At 72.2% G+C, this 21,454-nt stretch carries 17 protein-coding genes and 2 pseudogenes; 12 read left to right on the top strand and 7 right to left on the bottom strand.

Going from position 1 to position 21,454, the window contains the following annotated elements:
* Positions 1–62 precede the first annotated feature (62 nt).
* Together IG02_RS0121645 and IG02_RS0121640 are read right to left on the bottom strand one after the other, a co-directional pair.
* Positions 63–641, bottom strand: coding sequence for a signal peptidase I (locus IG02_RS0121645; RefSeq protein WP_158712361.1), 579 nt, complete (start codon positions 639–641; stop codon positions 63–65).
* Positions 625–1,227: a hypothetical protein gene (locus IG02_RS0121640; RefSeq protein WP_051765466.1), complete on the bottom strand. Its 603-nt coding sequence runs from the start codon at positions 1,225–1,227 to the stop codon at positions 625–627. Before IG02_RS0121640 ends, IG02_RS0121645 begins: the two co-directional genes overlap by 17 nt.
* A 334-nt stretch (positions 1,228–1,561) precedes the next feature.
* On the opposite strand from IG02_RS0121640, the gene IG02_RS0121635 reads away from it, so the two are divergent.
* Both IG02_RS0121635 and IG02_RS0121630 read left to right on the top strand, forming a co-directional pair.
* Entirely contained in the window at positions 1,562–2,155 is a 594-nt protein-coding gene (locus IG02_RS0121635; RefSeq protein ID WP_078854680.1) for a DinB family protein, read from the top strand.
* Between the two features lie 198 nt (positions 2,156–2,353).
* Positions 2,354–3,331, top strand: a complete 978-nt coding sequence (locus tag IG02_RS0121630) for a hypothetical protein (protein ID WP_158712360.1) — start codon at positions 2,354–2,356, stop codon at positions 3,329–3,331.
* On the opposite strand, the gene IG02_RS0121625 is transcribed toward IG02_RS0121630, so the two are convergent.
* Positions 3,328–6,135: an FAD-binding and (Fe-S)-binding domain-containing protein gene (locus IG02_RS0121625; RefSeq protein WP_234314858.1), complete on the bottom strand. Its 2,808-nt coding sequence runs from the start codon at positions 6,133–6,135 to the stop codon at positions 3,328–3,330. The two genes, IG02_RS0121630 and IG02_RS0121625, sit on opposite strands and share 4 nt — an antisense overlap.
* Before the next feature lie 573 nt (positions 6,136–6,708).
* On the opposite strand from IG02_RS0121625, the gene IG02_RS0121620 reads away from it, so the two are divergent.
* From IG02_RS0121620 to serC, 7 genes and pseudogenes are all read left to right on the top strand, one after another.
* On the top strand, positions 6,709–8,415 hold the full coding sequence (locus IG02_RS0121620; RefSeq protein WP_030750562.1) for a sensor histidine kinase: 1,707 nt from the start codon (positions 6,709–6,711) through the stop codon (positions 8,413–8,415).
* Positions 8,412–8,843 (top strand): annotated as a pseudogene (locus IG02_RS0121615) (roadblock/LC7 domain-containing protein); the annotation flags it as partial. The gene IG02_RS0121620 and the pseudogene IG02_RS0121615, both read left to right, overlap by 4 nt.
* 92 nt (positions 8,844–8,935) lie before the next feature.
* Positions 8,936–9,292, top strand: coding sequence for a DUF742 domain-containing protein (locus IG02_RS0121610; RefSeq protein ID WP_030750557.1), 357 nt, complete (start codon positions 8,936–8,938; stop codon positions 9,290–9,292).
* Positions 9,273–9,947 (top strand): GTP-binding protein, encoded by a 675-nt coding sequence (locus tag IG02_RS0121605; protein ID WP_030750555.1) that lies wholly within the window; start codon positions 9,273–9,275, stop codon positions 9,945–9,947. Before IG02_RS0121610 ends, IG02_RS0121605 begins: the two co-directional genes overlap by 20 nt.
* A 221-nt stretch (positions 9,948–10,168) precedes the next feature.
* A complete protein-coding gene (locus IG02_RS0121600) occupies positions 10,169–11,377 on the top strand; it encodes a cytochrome P450 (protein WP_030750552.1) in 1,209 nt (402 codons plus the stop codon).
* Positions 11,374–12,639 (top strand): cytochrome P450 family protein, encoded by a 1,266-nt coding sequence (locus IG02_RS0121595; RefSeq protein WP_051765464.1) that lies wholly within the window; start codon positions 11,374–11,376, stop codon positions 12,637–12,639. Before IG02_RS0121600 ends, IG02_RS0121595 begins: the two co-directional genes overlap by 4 nt.
* A 228-nt stretch (positions 12,640–12,867) precedes the next feature.
* Positions 12,868–13,986, top strand: a complete 1,119-nt coding sequence (gene serC, locus IG02_RS0121585; RefSeq protein WP_030750546.1) for a phosphoserine transaminase — start codon at positions 12,868–12,870, stop codon at positions 13,984–13,986.
* A 148-nt stretch (positions 13,987–14,134) separates the two neighbouring features.
* On the opposite strand, the gene IG02_RS0121580 is transcribed toward serC, so the two are convergent.
* Positions 14,135–15,148 carry a hypothetical protein gene (locus tag IG02_RS0121580; protein WP_030750541.1) on the bottom strand — a complete coding sequence of 338 codons (1,014 nt, stop codon included), beginning with the start codon at positions 15,146–15,148 and terminating at the stop codon, positions 14,135–14,137.
* Between the two features lie 75 nt (positions 15,149–15,223).
* Entirely contained in the window at positions 15,224–15,964 is a 741-nt protein-coding gene (locus IG02_RS38390) for a MarR family winged helix-turn-helix transcriptional regulator (protein ID WP_063756829.1), read from the bottom strand.
* Positions 15,965–16,008: 44 nt separating this feature from the next.
* Here IG02_RS38390 and pip point away from each other — a divergent pair, with 44 nt between their 5' ends.
* Positions 16,009–17,070, top strand: coding sequence for a prolyl aminopeptidase (pip, locus tag IG02_RS0121570; RefSeq protein WP_051765462.1), 1,062 nt, complete (start codon positions 16,009–16,011; stop codon positions 17,068–17,070).
* 58 nt (positions 17,071–17,128) lie between these two features.
* Positions 17,129–18,127, top strand: a complete 999-nt coding sequence (locus IG02_RS0121565; protein WP_030750532.1) for an aldo/keto reductase — start codon at positions 17,129–17,131, stop codon at positions 18,125–18,127.
* A 360-nt stretch (positions 18,128–18,487) separates the two neighbouring features.
* Here the strand turns inward: IG02_RS0121565 and thpR are convergent.
* Positions 18,488–19,054, bottom strand: a pseudogene (gene thpR / locus IG02_RS0121555) (RNA 2',3'-cyclic phosphodiesterase); the annotation flags it as partial.
* Positions 19,055–19,229: 175 nt separating this feature from the next.
* On the opposite strand from thpR, the gene IG02_RS0121550 reads away from it, so the two are divergent.
* Positions 19,230–19,823 carry a Uma2 family endonuclease gene (locus IG02_RS0121550; RefSeq protein ID WP_030750527.1) on the top strand — a complete coding sequence of 198 codons (594 nt, stop codon included), beginning with the start codon at positions 19,230–19,232 and terminating at the stop codon, positions 19,821–19,823.
* An 85-nt stretch (positions 19,824–19,908) separates the two neighbouring features.
* Here the strand turns inward: IG02_RS0121550 and IG02_RS0121545 are convergent, their stop codons facing one another.
* Complete coding sequence (locus IG02_RS0121545; protein WP_030750524.1) at positions 19,909–21,444, bottom strand: MFS transporter; 1,536 nt, start codon at positions 21,442–21,444, stop codon at positions 19,909–19,911.
* Positions 21,445–21,454: the final 10 nt, after the last annotated feature.

Raw genomic sequence — 21,454 nt, 5'->3', positions numbered from 1 at the left:
GCCCGGTCGCTCGTCCCGTTGCCGCATGCCCCGTCGAGGGTGGCATGCGGCACACGCGTCGTTCAGGAAGCCACCGGGGCCGGTCTGCCGCGGCTGTGCAGTGGCAGAGCGGCAAGCGCGAGCAGCATCGCGAGTCCGAGCAGCACGGTCACCGCGGGCACGGTCCGCTCGGCGCGCCAGAGCTGGACCGGCAGCCCGATCCAGGGCACGCGGAACCGTGCTACGCCTTGGAGTGCCGTGGGCCGAACGGGGGTCGAGTCCGGTGCGGGGTTGGCGTCACCCTTGGTGATCAGGGCGTTGTCCGGACGTACCTGGTGGACCCGGTGGGTGAGCAGACGGCCGGGCCGGGTGGGGTCCCGGACCAGCACGATGTGACCCACGGCCGGTGGGCGGTCGCGCGATGGTGGCTGGTAGAGGACGACGTCGCCCGGCGTGAGGGCGGGACGCATGGAGCCGGACTGCACCACGCCCGCGGTCCAGCCCAGCGCCACCACGGGCACGTGCGTCCACACCAGCAGCCCGGCCATCGTGCCGAGCACGGTACGCGAGATGACCGAGGTGACCACGCGGACCGGATGCGGGACACCCTCGGCCATGGGCTGCCGGAGCGCGCCGGCGGCCAGGTCACTTGAGGGAGTCACTCGTGTGTTCCCGCGCTTCCCAGGTGAAGGACGCCTCGTTGGTGGCCGCTCCTTGCGAGCTGTTGGGTGCGCTCGGGCTGAACCTCCACGAGAAGCGGAAACTCAGCGAGTTGGGCGGCTTGCCGGGCAGGATCCAGGGGCCCACGCCGGTGCGGAAGTCGGTGTGCAGGGCGATGAACTGGTCCAGGGTGCCGTGGAACGCGGTCTTGTGCGGAGTGAAGCCCTTACAGTTCCCGAAGGTGCCGCCGCTGCCCACCTCGATTGTGAGGTTGATGAACGACTGGAAGTTGCTGGGCCAGTTCGGTGAGTTGCTGTACAGCTTGAGCGCGGTGGGGAAGCTGGCGTTCGACGTGACCGTGGTGCAGTTGGAGCCCGCGTCGCCGGGTCGCATGTTGTCGATGTGGAACATGGGCACCTTGCTGTCGTTGGCCAGTCCCAGCGAGCCGGCGACCCACGTGTTGCCGCTGTTGCTGCTGGTCCCACTCCAGTCGGCGTTGGTGGCACCCCAGACCAGAGCACCGCTGAGCAGCAATCCGAGCGGAACGGGCGCCACCCGTACCAGCACGTTCAGCCAGGGACGCGCCATCGCCCACTCCGTTCAATTCCATCTTTTTCGCAGCATATTGTCTCCTCCTGTCTCGCCTGCGGCGGGGCCGCTGCGTGTCGCGATCCGGGGCCGGTGAAGGTTCGATTCCCTGCGGAACCCGCCGCACATCAGCGCTCTGAGCGGGGGCGCACTGTCATGACATCGCGGCTGTCGATCACCAGCGACCGCTGTCGGCCGAACGACGTAACACGGTCCCCGTGGGCCAACCAGGGGGTCTCCTGGCGGGGCCCCGCCCTGTCCCCACCCCGTGTTCCGTGGTGCCGGGCCGCTGAAAACGGTTCGTACGGAAAACGGTTCGTCAGGCCGCCCGCCCATGTGCCACGGTCGGCCGGTGAACGCCTCTCGACGCGCCCTGCTCCGTAAACAGTTCGATCTGACCTGGTCGCTCTTCGACTACCACCTGCGACGGCTGGAGCCCGCCGACTTCCTGTGGGAGCCGGCCACCCCGTCCTGGACCGTACGGCCCGCCCCCGACGGGACCTGGGTGCCGGACTGGTCGGAGACCGAGCCCGACCCGGTCCCCGTTCCCACGATCGGCTGGCTGAGCTGGCACATCGGCTGGTGGTGGGGCGTGGCGACGGACCATGTGCGGGGGCGTACGCCCCGGGAGCGGACCGACGTCACCTGGCCGGGCGACGGCGAGTCGGCCGTCGCGTGGCTGCGCGGGCTGCGGGAGGACTGGCTGGACGCGCTCGACGGGCTCACCGACACCGGCCTGGACGCGCCGGCCTCGTACCCCGTACCGGACGATCCGGAGTTCACCGTGGCGGACATGCTCGCCTGGGCGAACGCCGAGCTGATGAAGAACGTCGCCGAGATCGGCCAGCTCCGCCTGATCCGCGCCACCGTCACCGCAGCCATCGCCACGGACCCGTCGGCCTCTCGTGCCTCCTCGATCGAGGGGTGAACCTCTCTTACTTACGTCAACGGGCTTCAGGGATGCAGGTTCCGGGGAACCGCGTAGGCTGGTGATGAAGCCACCTCGCGTGGCGAAATCCGCACGCAAAGGGCGGGGCCCGCACAGCGGTTGCCCTGGGCGGCTCGGGGGATTTCACGGGGGTCAACGGGGGGGGAGATCGCATAAGTCCTTCCGATGGAGGTCGCCATGAATGGCGCCACCTATGTCAACGCCACCTATGTCAACCCGAAGCATTCGATGCCTGAAGAGGTAATCAAAGAACTGGATCTCTCCCAGCAGGAAGAGCTGGAGGAGATGCACCAGCAGCGGGATCTGGCGAAGTACGCGCGACCCGACGAAGAAGCACGAGCGCATATCGCGGAGACGCAGCGGTCCGTCGCCCGCTCCCTCGGAATCGACCTGGACGATTACCGGGCAAGGGAAGCAGAGCACAGGGCGCGTCAATTGCGGAAGCTGGAAGAAGTGGCTGAGACGCACGTCGGCCTCGACCGGCACCTGAGCCCGCTCGACCTGGAACCGCCCGCTCCCAGGGCCGCTGATCCGAGCTTCTGGTTCGCGAGGGCCGAAGCGTCCGAGACTACTCCCTTCAACGGGAAATTCTTGGCCGACGGCCTGCATTTCACGGGCAGGGCGACGTACAACAGCGGCTCACTGAGTTTCCGCAACTTCGGGGCGCGATTCCGGTACGAGCTCCAGAGCAACAGGATTCCCCCGACCACCACGGGGCGCTGGCGGTCCGACCCCCACGTGGAACTCTTCGGCGGACTCCTGGGCTCCGTGGGCCCTCCTGACCTCTTCTCCGGCGACCGGTGGTCGAAGTGCTGGATGATCAGGAGGCAGACGCTTTTCCAGTTCGTGTTCGCTCCGCCCGGGGTCGACAACCGTCGCATACTCGGCCAGCGCGTAGACGCGCAGAATCTCATATTCCTCGAGACCAGCGGACTGGGCGGAAGCGGTACGCGCGCGGTCACGCTACCGGGCTTCCAGCCGATGCCTTCCCTCGTCATCAGCGCAGGGCGGGGCTCGCGGCGTCTGGTGCGTGCGATCGCAAGGCGGAGGATCGGCGTCGTCGATGGACCGGACGTACTTGGACGACTCCGACAACGCGGCGAGCGTTCGTGCCAGGCGTCGCGAGCCAGGCGGGACTTTCGAAACGCGCCCTAGTCGCCCTGCCCGTCGCCCTGCCCGTCGCCCTGCCCCTCCTCCCCCGCTTCCGCGTCCTCCCCGAGCGCCTCCGCCAGCACCTCCGCCAGGTGCCGCGCCCGGTGGCCGCCGAGCTGGGCCAGTTGCGTACGGCACGAGAAGCCGTCCGCCAGGAGTTCCGCGTCCGGAGTCGCTGACCGTGCCGCCCGTACGGACGGCAGGAGCTGATCCTCCGCGCAGGCCACGGAGACGTCCCAATGGCCCTTCTCGAAGCCGAAGTTGCCGGCGAGGCCGCAGCATCCGCCGCTCAGTTCGCCCGTCAGACCCGCCTGTTCGCGCAGGCGGCGGTCCGGCGCGTCGCCGAGGACCGCGTGCTGGTGGCAGTGGGTCTGGCCGGCCACCGGGCGGTCGACGCGCGGGGGCCGCCAGTCGGGGGCGCGCTCCTGGAGGACCTCGGCGAAGGTGCGTACGGACGCGGCGAGGCGGGCCGCGCGGGGGTCGTCGGGGAGCAGTTCGGGGAGGTCGGTGCGCAGCGTGGCGGCGCAGCTCGGTTCCAGGACCACCACAGGCGGGTCGCGGCGGGGCTCGTCGTCCATGAACGGAGCGAGCTGACGCAGGGTGCGGCGCATGACCGTACGGGCCCGGTCGAGCTGGCCGGTCGAGACGTACGTCAGCCCGCAGCAGACCCGTCGCCTGCCCGGCGGGGTCAGGACGCCCAGGCCGGCGGCTTCCAGTACGCGCACCGCCGCCTTGCCGACGGACGGGGAGAGGTGCTCGGTGAAGGTGTCCGGCCATAGGACCGCCACCCGGCTCCCCGGATGGATCCGCGTGCCCTGGGCCTTCGACCGCCGCCGCAGCCAGCGCGTGAACGTCTCGGGCGCCAGCTCCGGGATGTCGCGTTCCGGGGCGATGCCGCCGAGCCGTTTGGCCACGGCCGCCGCCGGGCCGAGGCGGGCCGCCGCGTTCAGCGGACGGGCGAACGGCGCGGCCAGGCGCAGCCACTCGGGCAGGCGCCCCATCGAGTGGTGCGCGGCGGGACGGCGGCGGCCCGCGTAGTAGTGGTGCAGGAACTCGGCCTTGTACGTGGCCATGTCGACGCCCACCGGGCAGTCGCTTCGGCAGCCCTTGCAGGACAGGCACAGGTCGAGGGCGTCCCGTACCTCCTCCGAGCGCCAGCCGTCCGTGACGACCTCGCCCGCGAGCATCTCGTGCAGCAGCCGCGCGCGCCCGCGCGTGGAGTGCCGTTCCTCGCCCGTGGCGCGGAAGGAGGGGCACATGACGCCCTCGCCCGTACTCGGCCCGGCGACCCGGCACTTGGCGACGCCCACGCAGCGGCGTACGGCGGCCGTGAAGTCGCCGCCGTCCGGGCCGTCGTGCGGGTAGCCGAAGGCGACGTCGACGCGTTCGCGCGGCAGCACGGCGAAGCGCAGGTCCGTGTCCAGGGGGGCGGGGCGGGCGAGGACGCCGGGGTTCATGCCGCCGCGCGGGTCCCACAGGTCCTTGAACCGGCCGAAGAGGCCGACCAGTTCGTCCCCGTACATCCTCGGCAGCAGTTCGGCGCGCGCCATTCCGTCGCCGTGCTCCCCGGAGAGGGAGCCGCCGTGCGCGACGACAAGGTCCGCGATCTCCTCCGAGAAGCGCCGGAAGCGCCGTACGCCGTCCTCGCGGAGCAGGTCGAAGTCGATACGGACGTGGATGCAGCCGTCGCCGAAGTGCCCGTAGGGCGTGCCGCGCAGCCCGTGGGCGCTCAGCAGGGCGCGGAAGTCGCGCAGGTACGCGCCGAGCCGGGCGGGCGGCACCGCGCAGTCCTCCCAGCCCGGCCAGGCCTCCGAGCCGTCCGGCATCCGGGTCGCGGTGCCGGAGGCGTCCTCCCGGACCCGCCACAGCGCCCGCTGCCCGGCCGGGTCGTCCACCACCTGCGCGTCGAGCGCGTCGGCCGCGCGCAGGATCGCGCCGGCGGCGGCGCGGGCCTCGTCGGGGTGCGCGCCGCCGGTCTCCACGAACAGCCAGGCGCCGCCGCGCGGCAGGTCGTGCCCGGCGCGTACGAGGTCCTCGGCCATGCCCTCGACGGTGAGCGGGCCGTACGGCAGGAGCCCGGCGGCGGCCTCGGCGGCGGCGCTCTCGTCGGGGTAGCCGAGGACGGCGAGGGCGCGGGCGGGCGGGGAGTCGACGAGCCGTACGGTCGCCTCGGTCAGCACGCCGAGCGTGCCCTCGCTGCCGCAGAAGGCGCGGGCGACGTCGGCGCCGGCCTCGGGGAGCAGCGCGTCCAGGGCGTAGCCGGAGATCCGGCGCGGCAGGCCGGGCGGGAACGCGGTGCGCAGCGGGGCCAGGTTGCCCGCGATCAGCTCGCGCGCCCCGGCGGGGGCGCCGGCCCAGTCCTGGCCGAGGCGGCGCGCGTCGCCGCCGTAGGTGGTGACGGCGAGGCCGTGGACGTTGTCGGCGGTGGTGCCCCAGGCGACCGAGTGGGAGCCGCACGAGTTGTTGCCGATCATTCCGCCGAGGGTGCACCGGCTGTGGGTGGAGGGGTCGGGGCCGAAGGTGAGCCCGTGCGGCCGGACGGCGGCGCGCAGGTCGTCCAGGATCAGGCCGGGCTGGACGACGGCCGTGCGCGCCTCGGGGTCGACGGAGACGAGGGCGCGCATGTGGCGGGTGAAGTCGAGGACGACGCCCAGGCCGGTGGCCTGCCCGGCGATGGAGGTTCCGGCGCCGCGCGGCACGACGGGGACGCCGCGCTCGCGGCAGACGCGGAGGGCGGCGGCGACGTCCTCGGCGTCGCGCGGGGCGACGACGCCGACGGGGACCCGCCGGTAGTTGGAGGCGTCCATCGTGGTCAGGGCGCGGGCCGCGGCGGTGAAGTCGACCTCGCCGCGCACGGCCGCGGCCAGCTCGCGCGCGAGGTCGGTGGTCGTACGGGCGGTGGCGGGCGGAGGGCTGCCGACCGTGCCGGGGGGTGCGGCAGGGGTGTCCTGGTGAGCGGCACGGGCGGCGGTAGGTGTGGCACGCGTGGCGGGAGGTGCGGCACGCGGGTCCGGAGAGGGGGCGGCGTCCCGGCCGGCGGACTCGGCGTCCGCGCTCGCGGGCCCGGCGGCCCTGCCCGGGGACTCGGCGTCCGTGACCGGTTTTGGCGTTGCCTCGCGTCCGTCTCGCTGATCTCGCTGCTCAGCCATGAGTCCAGGATGCCCCTGTTTCGCGCCTGCGCCGCACCGATAGATGCGCATTCGCCCGGTTCAACGCGCCTGAAGCACAGAAGAAATGCGTCAGCAAGCCTCCCAAACTGATCGCCAATTCTCTTATAGTGGCGACCGTTTGAGCATTATTCAACAGCGCCCCGTCCCGCCGTCGATTCCCGCCGATATGTTCCCCATATCTGTTCCCGTCCCGTTTACGAGGTAGCCGACTTGCGCCCCTCACTCCGGTCAACCGCGCCGGCCCTGCTGATCTCGGCCGTCGTCGGCGGCCTCCTGTGCCTGTGGGCGGTGTCCGCCGCCCCCTCCTCCGTCCGGACACCGCTGGCCTGGGGCGCCGGCGCCGCGGCCGTGGCCCTGACCGCCGCGGTCACGGCCGCCGCCCACGCCCACGAGACGGCGAGACGGCTGCGCGAGCACAACGCCGCGCTCGCGCGCCGGGCCGATCAGCTCGCCGCCGACGTGCGGCGCGGTGACGAGAACCTGCGCCGTACGGTCGCGGAGTCCCGCCGTGCCGCCGACGAGGCCGCGCGCAGCGAGGCCGGCCGGGCCACCGCCGTCGCGGCCTGCGCCAACGCCGCCGGCCGGATGCAGGCGCTCGCCACGAGCATGCTCGCCGACCTGCGCGAGATGGAGCACCGGCACACGTCCGAGGACGTCCTCGAGGATCTGCTGCACCTCGACCACCGGACCGCCCAGGCGGGCCGCCTCGCCGACTCCATCGCCGTGCTGACCGGCGCGCGCTCCGGCCGCCGCTGGGGGAAGCCGATCGTCATGGAGTCCATCCTGCGCGGAGCCATGGGCCGGATCGGCGGCTACCAGCGCGTGCGGCTGCACTCCACCAGTGAGGTCGCGGTGGCCGGCCACGCGGCCGAGGGTGTCATGCACGCGCTCGCCGAGCTCCTCGACAACGCGGCCAACTTCTCGCCGCCGACCGCCGAGGTGCACGTGTACGTGGAGGAGGTCCCGGCGGGCATCGTCATCACCGTCGAGGACAGCGGCCTGGTGATGAGCGACGTGCAGCTGCGCCGCGCGGAGCGGGCCGTCACGACGGACCGCACGGACCTCAGCGGGCTGTCCGGCACCCGGCTGGGTCTCGCGGTGGTGGGCCGGCTGGCCCGCAAGCACGGGCTGACCGTCTCTTTCCGGCCCTCCGCGCGGGGCGGTACGGGCGCGCTGCTGCTGATCCCGCAGGAACTGATCACACAGCTGCGCGGCGCCGCGCCGGGCAAGGCGCTCGTCCTGCCCACGTCTCCGGCCGAGTCCGCCGTCGGGCGGGCCGCCGGTACCGGTTCCGTACCGGGCACGGCGTCGGCCGGGTCGCGCGCCGCCACGCCGGCGCGGCCGTACGGACCCGTCGTCGGGCGCGGCGGCGGGCGCGGCTCCCGGCTCATCGGCGGCTCGTCCCGTGTGCCCGAGCGCGCCCGGGCGAGCGCGGACCTCGACGGCGGCCTGGGCGCGGCCTTCGGTACGGGCACGGGGGCGGGAGCGGCGACCGGTACGGACACGGCCCCCGGCACACGTACGCACACCGACGCCGACGCCGACGCCCGTACGGACAGCGATGCCGGTACACCCGTGGACACCGGTCCCGGAGCCGACGGCGGCACCGGCACCACCAGCACCTCTGGTGGATCCGGCAGTACCGACAGCGACACGGAATCGGTCGAGTTGGGTGAGAGCGGCCTCCCCAAGCGCCGCAGGGGCCGTACCCTCGCCGCGGCGCTGCGCCGCGAGAACGGCTCCGCCGCCCGTCCCCGGGGTTCGGCCGGGGGCGCCGGCGGAGACGGCGACCGCGCCCCGGCGCCCGCGGTGAGCCCCGCCACCCAGGGAGCGCGGTTCAGCAGCTTCCGCAGGGCCGTACGAGGCACCCCGGACCAATCGGCCAACCCCACGCACCCGGAAGGCGAACCCCGATGACCGGCACCACGACCACGACCACGACCACCGCCACGGTCGACGACAAGCTCAACTGGCTGCTGGAGAGTCTGCTCCAGCGCACGCCCGGCGCGCGCCACGCGCTGGTCCTCTCCCGGGACGGTCTCAAGCTCTGCCGCACGCCCGAACTCTCCGTCGACCAGGCCGACCAGCTCGCCGCCATCGCGGCCGGCATCCAGAGCCTGGCGCACGGCGCGTCCGTCGAGTTCGGCAACGGTGAGGGCGGCGTGCGGTCCGCGATGACCGAGTTCTACGGCGGCCTGCTGCTGATCGTGGAGGCCGGTGACGGCGCCCATCTCGCCCTCGTCGCCGACGAGGACTCCGACGTCGGCCTGGTCGGCCACAACATGAGCGAGCTGGTCGAACAGCTCGGCGAACACCTGATCGCACCGCCGCGTCAGGACTCGGCCGGGCACGCCGGGAGCGACGGACTCGGCGGGCGGAGCGGGCCGGGCGGACCGGGCGGGCGAAGCGGACGCGGCGGAAAAGGCGGCGTACGGCTATGAGCCGGCCGGGCCGGGACGACTCCCCTGACCGCCTGTACACCCTCACCCAGGGGCGCAGCCGGTCCGACACGGACACCTTCGACCTCGTGACGCTGGTGGTCGCGGAGAGCGATCCGTCCCCGGGCATGCAGTCGGAGCACGCGGCGATCCTGCGGATGTGCCGGAGCCCGACGGCCGTCGTGGAGATCGCCGCCGAGCTCGGTCTGCCCGGCAGCATCGTAAGGATCATGCTTGCCGATCTGCTGGACACCGGCCGGATCAGCGCACGTCATCCCCGTACCGAGCGGGCGGCCGACCGCCTGCCCGATCCCGACATCCTGGAGCAGGTGCTCGTTGGACTCCGCAACCTCTGAGCGGGCCGCCGTCCCGTCCACAGCCCGGCCGTCACTGGCCAGTACCGCCGACAACGGCTTGAAGATCGTCATCGTCGGCGGCTTCGGCGTCGGCAAGACCACCATGGTCCGGTCCGTCAGCGAGATCCGTCCCCTGAACACCGAGGAGACGATGACCCGCGCGGGCGAGGGCATCGACGAGCTCGCGGATCTCGACGGGCTCCGCCGGAAGACCTCGACCACGGTCGCGTTCGACTTCGGCCGGATCTCACTCGACGCGCGGTCGGTGCTCTATCTCTTCGGCGCGCCCGGGCAGGAACGTTTCTGGTTCCTCTGGGACCGGCTCTTCTCCGGCACCCTCGGTGCCGTCGTGCTGGTCGACACCAGACGCCTGGCCGACTCCTGGTACGCCATCGACCGCCTGGAACACCACGGCACGCCCTTCATCGTGGCCTGCAACGACTTCGGCGGGCCGGTCCACACCGAGGAGCAGATACGCGAGGCGCTGGACATCTCGCCCGACGTGCCGCTGGTGGAGTGCGACGCCCGGGACCGGTCGTCCAGCAAATACGTACTGATCACACTGGTCGAGTACCTCCACGGCCTGTCCGCGCGCAGGCTGGCGGAGGCGGCCGGGGCCGCCGCTCCGGAGACCGCGGTGGAGGCCGGCTCGTGAGCACGTCCCCCGCCCCCGGTCCGGAACCGGATCCCGCCGCCGCTGCCCCGACGGACGCCCTCGACGGGCCCGGCGGCCCGGCGATCACCGCGGGCCCGACGGACACAGCGGACACAGCGGACGCGGTCGACACAGCGGACGCGGCGGACACAACAGGAGCGGCGAGCGCGACGGGGGCGGCGGGCCCGCCGCCCGGCTGCCCGGCCCACCAGGGCCCCGCCGTGGTCCGCCTGGGCGACCCCGTCTTCCAGACGGACCCGACCCGGGCGTACCGCGAGATGCGGCGCGACCACGGCCCCGTGGTCCCCATCGTCCTCGAAGGCGGCGTTCCGGCCTGGCTGGTCATCGGCTACCGCGAGCTGCACCAGCTGCTGGCCGACCCGGTCCTCTTCAGCCGGGACTCCGACCTGTGGAACCAGTGGGACCGCATCCCCGCCGACTGGCCCCTGCGGCCGTCGATCGGCCAGAAGCAGCCCTCCATCCTGTACACGGTCGGCGAGCGGCACCGGGTGCGGTCCGCGATGCTCAGCGACGCGCTGGAGGAGGTCGACCCGTTCGCCCTGCGCCGGTACGCCGAGCTGTACGCGGACGAGCTCGTCGACGGCTTCTGCACCGAGGGCCGTGCCGACATCGTCCACCGGTACGCGGCGCTCCTGCCGGTCCGTGTCCTCGCGAAGGTCTTCGGCTTCGCGGACGAGCTGGGCCCGGGCCTGGTCACCGCGCTCAACGACATGATGGACGGCGGTGCGCGGGCGCTGGCCGGCCAGCGGCACCTCGCCACCTCGATGTGGGAGCTGCTCGCCCGGAAGAGGGCCGCCCCCGGTGACGACGTCGCCTCGCTGCTGCTGGAGAACACGCACGGCTTCACGGACGAGGAGATCTCCGAGGACCTGATGGTGCTGGTCACCGCGGGCCACCAGCCGACCGCCGACTGGATCGGCAACTCGCTGCGGCTGATGCTCACGGACGAGCGCTTCGCGGTGTCCCTGGCGGGTGGCCGGCACAGCGTCGCGGAGGCCATGAACGAGGTGCTCTGGGAGGACACCCCGTCCCAGAACATCGCCGGACGCTGGGCCACCCGGGACACCTCGATCGGTGACCGCCTCATCAAGGCCGGCGACATGCTGGTCCTCGGTTTCGCCGGGGCGAACTTCGACCCCCAGGTCCGTACCGACGGCTCCACCCTCACCGGTGGCAACAACGCCTTCTTCTCCTTCGGCCACGGCGAACACCGCTGCCCCTTCCCGGCCCAGGAGACGGCCGAGGTCATCGCCCGCACCGCCATCGAAGTACTGCTGGACCGGCTGCCCGACCTCGACCTCGCGGTCCCGGAGTCGGCCCTCACCTGGCGTCCGTCGCCCTTCATGCGGGGACTGACGTCGCTGCCCGTGACCTTCACCCCCGCCCCGGTCTACGGAGACTCGCGATGACCTGTCCCCATGCCGGGCGGGCGGCGTCGCCATCCGCCGCCGTCCCGGCCCCGGTCGTCCTCGACCCGTTGGTCTCCGACCTGGACGGCGAGAGTTCCGCGCTGCGCGCCGCCGGCCCGCTCGCCCGCGTCGAACTGCCCGGCGGGGTGCCCTGCTACGCCGTGACCCACCACGCCGAGGCACGGCAGCTGCTCACCGACGCCCGGCTGGTGAAGGACATCAACGTCTGGGGCGCGTGGCGGCGAGGTGAGATCCCGCCGGACTGGCCGCTCATCGGACTGGCCAATCCCGGCCGCTCCATGCTGACCGTCGACGGCGCGGAGCACCGGCGGCTGCGCACGCTGGTGGCCCAGGCCCTGACCGTACGCCGGGTGGAACGGCTCCGGGAGAACATCGAACGGCTCACCCACGGCCTGCTGGACCGCATCGCCCGGCTGGACCCGGCCGAGCCCGTCGACCTCAAGGCGGAATTCGCCTATCCGCTGCCCATGGCCGTCGTCAGCGAGCTGATGGGCGTGGCGGCGGCCGACCATCCGCGGCTCAAGGACCTGTTCGAGAAGTTCTTCTCCACCCAGACACCGCCGGAGCAGGTCCCCGCCGTGCTGGCGGACCTCGACGCGCTCTTCACCCGCACCGTCGAGGCCAAGCGCGCCCGGCCGGGCGACGATCTGACCAGCGCCCTGATCGAGGCGTCCGAGGACGGCGACCACCTCACGAACGAGGAGATCGTCAACACCCTCCAACTGGTGATCGCCGCCGGACACGAGACGACGATCAGCCTGATCGTCAACGCCGTGGTGGCTCTCCAGACCCACCCCGGGCAGCGGGCCCGCGTCCTGGCCGGCGAGATCCCCTGGGAAGGCGTGATCGAGGAGACCCTGCGCTGGTCCGCCCCGACCTCGCACGTCCTCTTCCGCTTCGCCACGGAGGACGTCCAGGTCGGTGAGGCCGGCGCCGTGCTGCCCCGGGGCGAGGCCCTGATCGTCTCCTTCGGCGCGATCGGGCGCGACGAACGCCACCACGGCCCCACGGCCGGCGACTTCGACGCCACCCGCAGCCCCAACCGCCACATCTCCTTCGGTCACGGCCCGCACGTCTGCCCGGGCGCGGCGCTGTCCCGGCTGGAGGCGGCGGTGGCCCTGCCGGCCCTGTTCGCCCGCTTCCCGGAACTCGCCCTGGCGGTCCCGCCGTCCGAACTGCGCAACAAGCCCGTCGTCACCCAGAACGACCTCTTCGACCTCCCCGTACGACTGAATCCCTGAGAGTGCGTGCCGAGGCCGGCGTCGAAGCCCACGACGCGGTCCACGGCGCGGTCCACGGCGCGGTCCACGGCCTCCTCCCGGCACGGTCCCCCGACGCACCGGCGCCGGCCGCACAGGGACGCGACGCATGAATGCCCGATGTGCGGCATTCGCCCCTCGTTCTCACCTGATGTCTCACCGACCGGACGAGCTACCGGCCGACAGCCGCGAGGCACTAGGCTCCGGCCCGTGGCCGATATCGAGATTCCCGCTGACATCAAGCCCGCCGACGGCCGTTTCGGCGCAGGCCCCTCCAAGGTGCGGACCGAGGCGGTGGAGGCGCTGGCCGCGACCGGCACCTCGCTCCTGGGCACCTCGCACCGCCAGGCCCCGGTGAAGAACCTGGTCGGAGAGGTGCGCGAGGGCGTACGGAGCCTCTTCGCACTGCCCGAGGGATACGAGGTGATCCTGGGCAACGGCGGCTCCACGGCCTTCTGGGACGTGGCGACCCACGGCCTGATCGAGAACAAGTCGCAGCACCTCTCCTTCGGTGAGTTCTCCTCCAAGTTCGCCAAGGCCGCGAAGCTCGCCCCGTGGCTCGCCGAGCCGACCGTCATCTCCGCCGACCCGGGCTCGCACCCCGACCCGGCCGCCGAGGCGGGTGTCGACGTCTACGCCTTCACCCACAACGAGACCTCCACCGGTGTCGCGGCGCCGGTCAAGCGGGTCGAGGGAGCCGACGAGGGCGCGCTCGTCCTGGTCGACGCCACCTCCGGCGCGGGCGGCCTCCCGGTCGACATCGCCGAGACGGACGTCTACTACTTCGCCCCGCAGAAGTCCTTCGCCTCCGACGGCGGCCTGTGGATCGGGATCTTCTCGCCGGCCGCCCTGGAGCGCGCGGCGCGCGTCCACGGCTCCGGCCGGCACGTGCCCGAGTTCTTCTCGCTGCCGACGGCGATCGACAACTCGCGCAAGAACCAGACCTACAACACCCCCGCCCTGGCCACGCTCTTCCTGCTCAACGAGCAGCTGAAGTGGATCAACTCGCAGGGCGGCCTGGACTGGTCGGTGCGGCGGACCGCCACCTCCGCCAAGGCGCTGTACGGCTGGGCCGAGGCTTCCAAGTACGCGTCTCCCTTCGTGGTGGACCCGGCGAAGCGCTCGCAGGTCATCGGAACGATCGACTTCGCGGACGAGATCGACGCGGCCGCCGTCGCCAAGGCGCTGCGCGCCAACGGCATCGTCGACACGGAGCCGTACCGCAAGCTGGGCCGCAACCAGCTCCGGGTGGCGATGTTCCCCGCCGTCGACCCGTCGGACGTCGAAGCGCTGACGGCCTGCGTCGACTACGTCATCGAGCGCCTCTGACCGTCGGCCGTCGGCCTCTCCCGCGGCACCGGTCCTGGTCCGACCCGGTCGGGCTCAGGACCGGCCCCGGCCCTGCCGAGGAGCGGGCCCGGCCGCCCGCCGAGGACCGGGCCCCGTCCCGGCGCGGCGTGCCGCCCGTAGGCGCCCGTCAGCTCTTGCGCCGCAGCCGCTTGCCGCCGAAGTAGAGGACCGCCACCCCGGCCAGGACGAGCGCGCCGACCGTGGCGCTTCCCTGCCCGGCCCCGTCGCCCGACGCCCCGTCACCGTCCGACGACGCCCCGGACGAGGAACCCCCGCCGGTGCCGTCGCCCCCGCCCTCCCCCTTGTCCAGATCCACGCGCACCACCCCGCTGTTGGCGCCTTCCGAGCCGAACATCAGCGCACTGCCGTCCGTCGTGTACGTGACCGACTCCGCCTGCCCCTGGATCGGCGCCTTCACCCGGCGGTCCGCGCCCAGTCGGCCGTTCTTCCAGTCGTACGCCCGGGCGCTGAAGTACGAGCGCAGCACCAGCTCCGTGCCGTCCGGCGAGAACGCGCCGTCCGTCACCCACGGCACCTCGCCGACGCGCCGGAAGACGTTCGCCCCGGACGCCGTCAGCCGCTCCGGCCCCTCGTACAGTCCGCCGCCGTCCTCGTTCTTCGACGCGATGTAGACCCGCCCGGTCTTCGGATCGACCATCATCGCCTCGGCGTCGCGCGCCCCGTCCGCGTACCGCACCGTGAACTGCGTGGCGCGCACGGTCAGATCGCCCAGCCGGTCCGGCTCGGGAAAGCGGTAGATCCAGACGTGGTCCCAGCTGCCGTTCAGGTTGTCACCGATGTCCCCGACGTACAGATTCCCGTCGGGCCCGAGGGAGATGGCCTCCACGTCACGCGGTTCGCCGACGCCGCTCATCGTGACGGTCGCGACCGTCTCCCCGGTCCTGGAGTCCACGGCGTAGATGTACGGTCCGTCGTCGCTGTCGTTGTGTGTCCAGTACACGCCGGGATGTTTACGGCTGGCCGCCAGCCCGCTGGACTCCGTTATCCGCGAGTCCTTGATCGTGAAGCTCTGGTCGGGCTTGCCGTCGTCGGCCATGGCGGTGGTGGCGAGGACCGGCACCGAGGCGGTCAGCGTTACGGCGAGGAGCCCGGCCGAGAGGTGATACGGAAGCGAACGCATGCGCCCAGCCTGCCATCCGCCGGGACCCCTCACCGCCGCGCCGTCGTCAGGCCCGCCCCCAGGCCGTACTCGCGCTCACCGCTCCGGAAACCGCTCTCCGCAGCGGACACAGACCGTGGGCGACGGCTCGTCGGCCACCGCGTCGCACGCCGGGCACACCAAGGCCAGCAGGCAGGGTGGCTCGCCGCCCTCGTACGACGTCCCGGCGACCGTCACCGGCCGCGCACCAGGAACCACGACGGAGCCGCCGAGGGCCGCCACCCCCTGGTCGGCGATCCGCTGCCGCATCGGCCGGCGGTCCAGGGCCGCCAGCGCCTCGGCCACCAGCCGGCTCAACGAGTACGGCAGCTCCGCCTCGAAGGCCGCCGTCGCGGCGGCCGTCGCCGTCCATTCGGCGTCCAGTGCCGGAAGCAGACCTTCCGCCCTTTCGGTGAGCCGGACCATCCGATGGCGCGCGTCCTCACCGGCCTCGAGCACCACCAGCCCGTCCTTGGCCATCCGGGCGACGGTCTGGCTGGCCGCCGAGTGGGTCACGCCCGTCGCCCGTGCCAGCTCCTGGATCGAACAGGGCCGCCCCGCCCCGGCCAGTTGCCGGACGAGCGGGGTGTAACGCGGCCGGAAGCCGTCGAGCCCCAAGTCGCCGTACACGGCCGTGACATCGGATTCGAGACGGTCGAGGAGATGACGCAGACGGGTGCCGAGCAGTTCGGGACCCGGTCCGGCGGCCGGCCCGGGCTCCCGCTCCGGAACTGGCCCGGGAACCGGCTCGGGAACCGACTCGGGAACCGGCTCGGACGCCGGTGGCAGCGAGGTCATAAAATCCAATGTAACAGCGCTGTTGCATCTGTAGGGTCAGCGGTATGCCACAGCACCCGACACCGTCGTCGCCCCCGCCGCCCGTCCTGTACCCGCCCGTCGAGCCGTACGAGCAGGGCCTGCTCGACGTCGGTGACGGCAACCACATCCACTGGGAGGTCTGCGGCAATCCGCGCGGCAAGCCCGCGCTCGTCGTCCACGGCGGCCCCGGTTCCGGCCGCGGCCCGCGCTCCCGCCGCTTCTTCGACCCGGAGCGCTACCGCGTCGTCCTCTTCGACCAGCGCAACTGCGGACGCAGCACCCCGCACGCGAGCGACCCGGCCACCGACCTGCGCCACAACACCACCGACCGGCTCATCGGCGACATGGAGCGGCTGCGGACGCACCTCGGGATCGACCGCTGGCTGCTGTTCGGCGGCTCCTGGGGTTCGACGCTGATCCTGGCGTACGCCGAGACCCACCCGGAGCGCGTCTCGGAGATCGTGATCTCGAGTGTCACCACCACCCGGCGCTCGGAGATCGACTGGCTCTACCTCGGCGCGGGCCGCCTCTTCCCCGAGCAGTGGGAACGTTTCCGCGCCGGCGTCCCCGAGCCGGCCCGCGGCGCCGTGGCGAGCAGCCCGTACGACACGAGCGCCCCCGACGCGCCGGGCGGCGGCCTGCCGGCCGCGTACGCGCGCCTGACGGAGAGCCCGGACCCGGCGGTACGGGAACGGGCCGCCGCGGACTGGTGCGCCTGGGAGGACGCCGTCCTCTCCCAGGAGCCCGACGGCTCGCCCACCCCGTTCGGCGAGCGGCCGCCGGCCGACCGGCTGGCCCTGGTGCGGATCTGCGCGCACTACTTCTCGCACGGCGCCTGGCTGGAGGAGGGCGCGCTGCTGCGCGACGCGGGGCGGCTGGCGGGGATACCGGGCGTCCTGATCCACGGCAGGTTCGACCTGGGCGGCCCGCTCGGCACCGCCTGGGAACTGGCGCGCGCCTGGCCGGAGGCGCGCCTCGTGGTGGTCGAGGACGCGGGGCACAAGGGCAGCGACACCGAACGGCGCGAAGTGCGCGCGGCGCTCGACGCGTTCGCGGACCGGCCGCACGGAGGACCGGCCCGCTGAGCGCCACGACGCACACGTGCTTGCTTCGAGCGCACTCCAACGCGTTGGCTAAGGGACCATGAAGTACACGCAGCTCGGACGCACCGGACTCAAGGTCAGCCGACTCGTCCTCGGGACGATGAACTTCGGCCCGCTGACCAACGAGGCCGACAGTCACACCATCATGGACGCCGCGCTCGACGCGGGCATCAATTTCTTCGACACCGCAAATGTGTACGGGTGGGGCGAGAACAAGGGCCGTACGGAAGAGATCCTCGGCACCTGGTTCGCCCAGGGCGGCGACCGCCGTGACAAGGTCGTCCTCGCCACCAAGGTCTACGGCAACATGGCGGCGACCGAGACGGCGTGGCCCAACCACGACAAGCTCTCGGCCCTCAACATCCGCCGCGCGGTCGAAGCCAGCCTCAAGCGGCTCCAGACCGACCACATCGACCTGTACCAGTTCCACCACATCGACCGCGCCACCCCGGTCGAGGAAATCTGGCAGGCCGTCGACACTCTGATCCAGCAGGGCAAGATCCTCTACGCGGGCTCCTCCAACTTCCCCGGCTGGAAGATCGCCCAGACCAACGAGACGGCACGCCGACTCGGCTCGTACGGCCTGGTCAGTGAGCAGTGCCTGTACAACCTGGTCGAGCGCCGCGCCGAGATGGAGGTCATCCCGGCCGCGCAGGAGTACGGCCTCGGGGTGATCCCCTGGTCGCCGCTCGGTGGCGGGCTGCTGGGCGGCGCGATCCGCAAGGAGCGCGAGGGCGCCGGCTCGCCGCGCACGAGCGGCGGCCGGGCCGGTGACGCGCTGGCCGACCCGTCCCTCCGGGCCCAGATCCAGTCGTACGAGGACCTGCTCGACAAGCACGGCGTCGACCCGGGCGAGGCGGCGCTGGCCTGGCTGCTGACCCGGCCCGGTGTGACGGGCCCGATCGTCGGCCCGCGTACGGCGGACCAGCTGGACTCCGCCCTGCGCGCCGTCGATCTGGAACTGTCGGCGGAGGTCCTGTCCGGGCTGGACGAGATCTTCCCGGGCCCGGGCCCGGCGCCGGAGGCCTTCGCCTGGTAGCGGTCGTACGCGCCGGGGCGGCCGGTTCGATGGGTCGCCGAGCGGTCAACGGCCGGCCGCCACCGGTCCGCGGTCGGTCAACGGCCGGTCGCCGACCGAGCGGCGGCCGTCGGCCTCTGATCGGCCGCTAGCCGCTAGCCGCTAACCGCCGACCGCGGACGCCACGGCGACGATCGCGAACATCAGCACGAGCACACCGGCCATGATCCGGTTACGGGTTTTGGGATCCACGCTTCGAGACTAACGGTCCCGGGCGGCGGCCCCGGAGCCCGGGTTCCCCGTCCGGCCCCCGGCCCGGGCCTCCGTACGGGATCCGGCCCGGGCCTCCGTACGGGGATCCGCGTGGCCTTCCGTACCCGCCCGGCCGAGCGGACAGCGCAGCAGCGTCTCGTAACGCGGCCTGTCCCCGCGCACTCCGCTCACGGGCAGGTTGCTGCGTACGAGGGCCAGCTCGGCCACCTGCCACGCCGAGCCCTCGAATCCGCTCAGCGCCTCCAGGTACGGGCGCAGGTCGGTGGCGGGGGCCCGGCGGACCCGGGCGAGGGTGAGGTGCGGACGGTAGTGGCGGTGCTCGTCCATCGGCACCCCTGTCCGGCGCGCGGCGGCGTCGGCACGGTCCGCGAGCCGCCCGAGCCGGTCGGTCCCGCCGGCGACACCGGCCCACAGGGCGCGGTCGCCGAAGTGCCCGCCGCCGTGCAGACGCAGGGAGAACGGCTCCGTACGCGACGCGGCCCGCCCGAGCCGTTCCGACAGTTCGGGCAGCTGCCGCTCCTCGACCTCGCCCATGAAGGCGAGCGTGAAGTGCCACCCTTCCCGCCCGGTCCACCGCAGCTCCCCGGCACCGGGCAGCCCCTTCAGCCGCGCGACGGCCATGTCCAGCTCCGCGACGGCCGCGGCGGGCGGCAGGACGGCGGCGAAGAGTCTCATGCCTCCGAGTCTCGCAGCCGCCTCGGACATGCGCCCCGGACATCCGCCCCGGCCAGCCGGTGGCGGTCCCGCGGTGGCGGTTCCTGTCGCGTGCACGCCGCGTAACCCGAACGCCGTGCGTATCGTTGTACCGCGCGGATACCGCATCCCCGCGGCGGCGGGGAGGAGCGCCAGGATGACCGCCGTCTTAGAGACCGACAGGATCGCCATGGCCGACGAGAGCGACGAGCTGACTCTGGACAAGATGTTCGAGACGCTCGAGAAGATGCCCGTCCCCGAGGGAATCAAGGTTGAGATTGTCGAGGGGAACATCTTCATGTCGCCGCAGCGGGACACCCATTGGACGATCACGCTGGACATCATCCGGCAGCTTGATGGCACATACGCCTACAACAAGATCAAATCAGATGTCCGATTCGATTTCCCCGGGCATCTCAACGGCTTCGCCTGTGATGTCGTAGCGCTGTCCAAGGACGCCACCATGGACGCGAAGAAGCACTGGCATTACAGCGACATCGAGTTCGTCGCCGAAGTGATCTCCAAGGGAACCGCCGCCAACGACTACGGCCCGAAGAAGGCCACCTACGCCGCGGCCGGTGTCCCGGTGTACGTCATCGCCGACCCCTACACCGGCCGGTGCCATGTCTATACCGAGCCCAAGGGCGACGAGTACAGCACGGAACTGACCGTGGCGTTCGGCACGGACATCGACCTCACCGGCACCCCTGTCGGCCTGACCCTCAAGACCGGCGAGTTTCCCCGCGACTGACGGCGGCCGCCCCGCTCGTCACGCTCCGGTGGCCCCGACCGTCCCACGCCGGTCGGGGCCACCGTCACGTCATGCCACCATCACGTCACGCCGCCGTCGCGAGTTGCTCGCGCGGTACGAAACGCATGTGCGGGCGGCCTCCGCGCAGGTCGAACCGTACGCGGACGCCCACCACCCGGGTCAGGATCAGGCCGATCCCCGCCGCCGCGACCAGGGAGACCACGCCGCCCGTGGCGAAGGCGACGCGGGCGCCGTAGGTGTCGCTGACCCAGCCGAGGAGCGGGCTGCCGATGGGGGTGCCGCCGACGAAGACCATCATGAACAGGCTCATCACCCGGCCCCGCATCTCCGGGTCCGAGGCCATCTGCACGCTGGTGTTCGCGCTGATGTTGGTGGTCAGCGCGAGCACTCCGATGGGCAGGAGCAGCAGCGAGAACAGCCAGAGGGACGGCGAGAACGCCGCCGCGATCTCCAGGAGCCCGAAGCCCATCGCCGCCAGGATGAGCAGGCGCACCCGGCTGGAGCGGCGACGGGCGGCCAGCAGGGCGCCGGTGAGGGATCCGGCCGCCATGAGGATGTTGAAGAAGGCGTACATGCCGGCATCGCCGTGGAAGACCTCGTTGGCGAAGGCCGTCAGCCAGATCGGGAAGTTGAAGCCGAAGGTGCCGATGAAGCCGATGAGAACGATCGGCCAGATCAGCTCGGGCCTGCCGCGCACATAGCGCAGACCCTCCCGCAGCTGCCCCTTCCCCCGCCGTATTCGCACGGACTCGTGCAGCTCGTGGGTGCGCATCAGGAGCAGCCCGACGAGTGGGGCCAGGAAGGACAGGCCGTTCAGCATGAACGCCCAGCCGCTGCCGACCGAGGTGATGAGCACACCGGCCACGGCGGGGCCGATGAGCCGGGCGGACTGGAAGTTCGCCGAGTTGAGGCTGACCGCGTTGCGCAGCTGGTCGGGGCCGACCATCTCAGAGACGAAGGACTGCCGGGCCGGGTTGTCGACGACCGTCACCATGCCCAGCAGGAAGGCGATCAGGTACACGTGCCAGACCTGGACGCTGCCGGAGAGGGTCAGGACGGCGAGGGCCAGGCCGCACAGGCCGAGCGCGCCCTGGGTGATCAGGAGGATGCGGCGCTTGGGGTAGCGGTCGGCTATGACGCCGCCGTACAGGCCGAAGAGCAGCATCGGCAGGAACTGGAGAGCCGTCGTGATACCGACGGCGGCCGCCGAGCCGGTGAGGCTGAGGACCAGCCAGTCCTGGGTCACACGGGACATCCAGGTGCCGATGTTCGAGACGACGGCTCCCGTCGCGAACAGGCGGTAGTTACGGATCCTCAGCGACGAGAAGGTCCCGCCACCGGTCTTGGACGTGGCCTTGGGCCTGCTCTCGAGCTTGGTCTTCGGCTTGCTCTCGGGCTTGGTCCTACGGGGAGTTACCGCGGTGCCGCCGCCACTGGTGACGCCGGGCTCTTCGGCCGTGCGGGATGCCGGAGTGGGGGTCGGGGCCTGGCCCTCGGGTATCGCCGCTGTGGCGGCTGTCCCGGGGTCGCTCTCCGCGGTCGTGCTGTCGTGGGTGGATGTCGGTGCGGGGGCGGAGTCTGCTCCGGATCCCGTACTCAAAGTGGGTTCG

Source organism: Streptomyces sp. NRRL F-5135 (assembly GCF_000719775.1).
GTDB lineage: Bacteria > Actinomycetota > Actinomycetes > Streptomycetales > Streptomycetaceae > Streptomyces > Streptomyces hebeiensis.
The sequence above is the reverse complement of the archived record's forward strand: the minus strand, read 5'-3'. Positions and strand labels throughout refer to the sequence as shown.

Bases quoted from the DNA above. Each gene is read 5' to 3' on its own strand.
- IG02_RS0121640 (WP_051765466.1), bottom strand. From the start codon at position 1,227: ATGGCGCGTCCCTGGCTGAACGTGCTGGTACGGGTGGCGCCCGTTCCG.
- IG02_RS0121635 (WP_078854680.1), top strand. From the start codon at position 1,562: ATGTGCCACGGTCGGCCGGTGAACGCCTCTCGACGCGCCCTGCTCCGT.
- IG02_RS0121630 (WP_158712360.1), top strand. From the start codon at position 2,354: ATGAATGGCGCCACCTATGTCAACGCCACCTATGTCAACCCGAAGCAT.
- IG02_RS0121625 (WP_234314858.1), bottom strand. From the start codon at position 6,135: ATGGACGCCTCCAACTACCGGCGGGTCCCCGTCGGCGTCGTCGCCCCG.
- IG02_RS0121610 (WP_030750557.1), top strand. From the start codon at position 8,936: ATGAGCCGGCCGGGCCGGGACGACTCCCCTGACCGCCTGTACACCCTC.
- IG02_RS0121595 (WP_051765464.1), top strand. From the start codon at position 11,374: ATGACCTGTCCCCATGCCGGGCGGGCGGCGTCGCCATCCGCCGCCGTC.
- IG02_RS0121580 (WP_030750541.1), bottom strand. From the start codon at position 15,148: ATGCGTTCGCTTCCGTATCACCTCTCGGCCGGGCTCCTCGCCGTAACG.
- IG02_RS38390 (WP_063756829.1), bottom strand. From the start codon at position 15,964: ATGACCTCGCTGCCACCGGCGTCCGAGCCGGTTCCCGAGTCGGTTCCC.
- pip (WP_051765462.1), top strand. From the start codon at position 16,009: ATGCCACAGCACCCGACACCGTCGTCGCCCCCGCCGCCCGTCCTGTAC.
- IG02_RS0121565 (WP_030750532.1), top strand. From the start codon at position 17,129: ATGAAGTACACGCAGCTCGGACGCACCGGACTCAAGGTCAGCCGACTC.
- IG02_RS0121550 (WP_030750527.1), top strand. From the start codon at position 19,230: ATGACCGCCGTCTTAGAGACCGACAGGATCGCCATGGCCGACGAGAGC.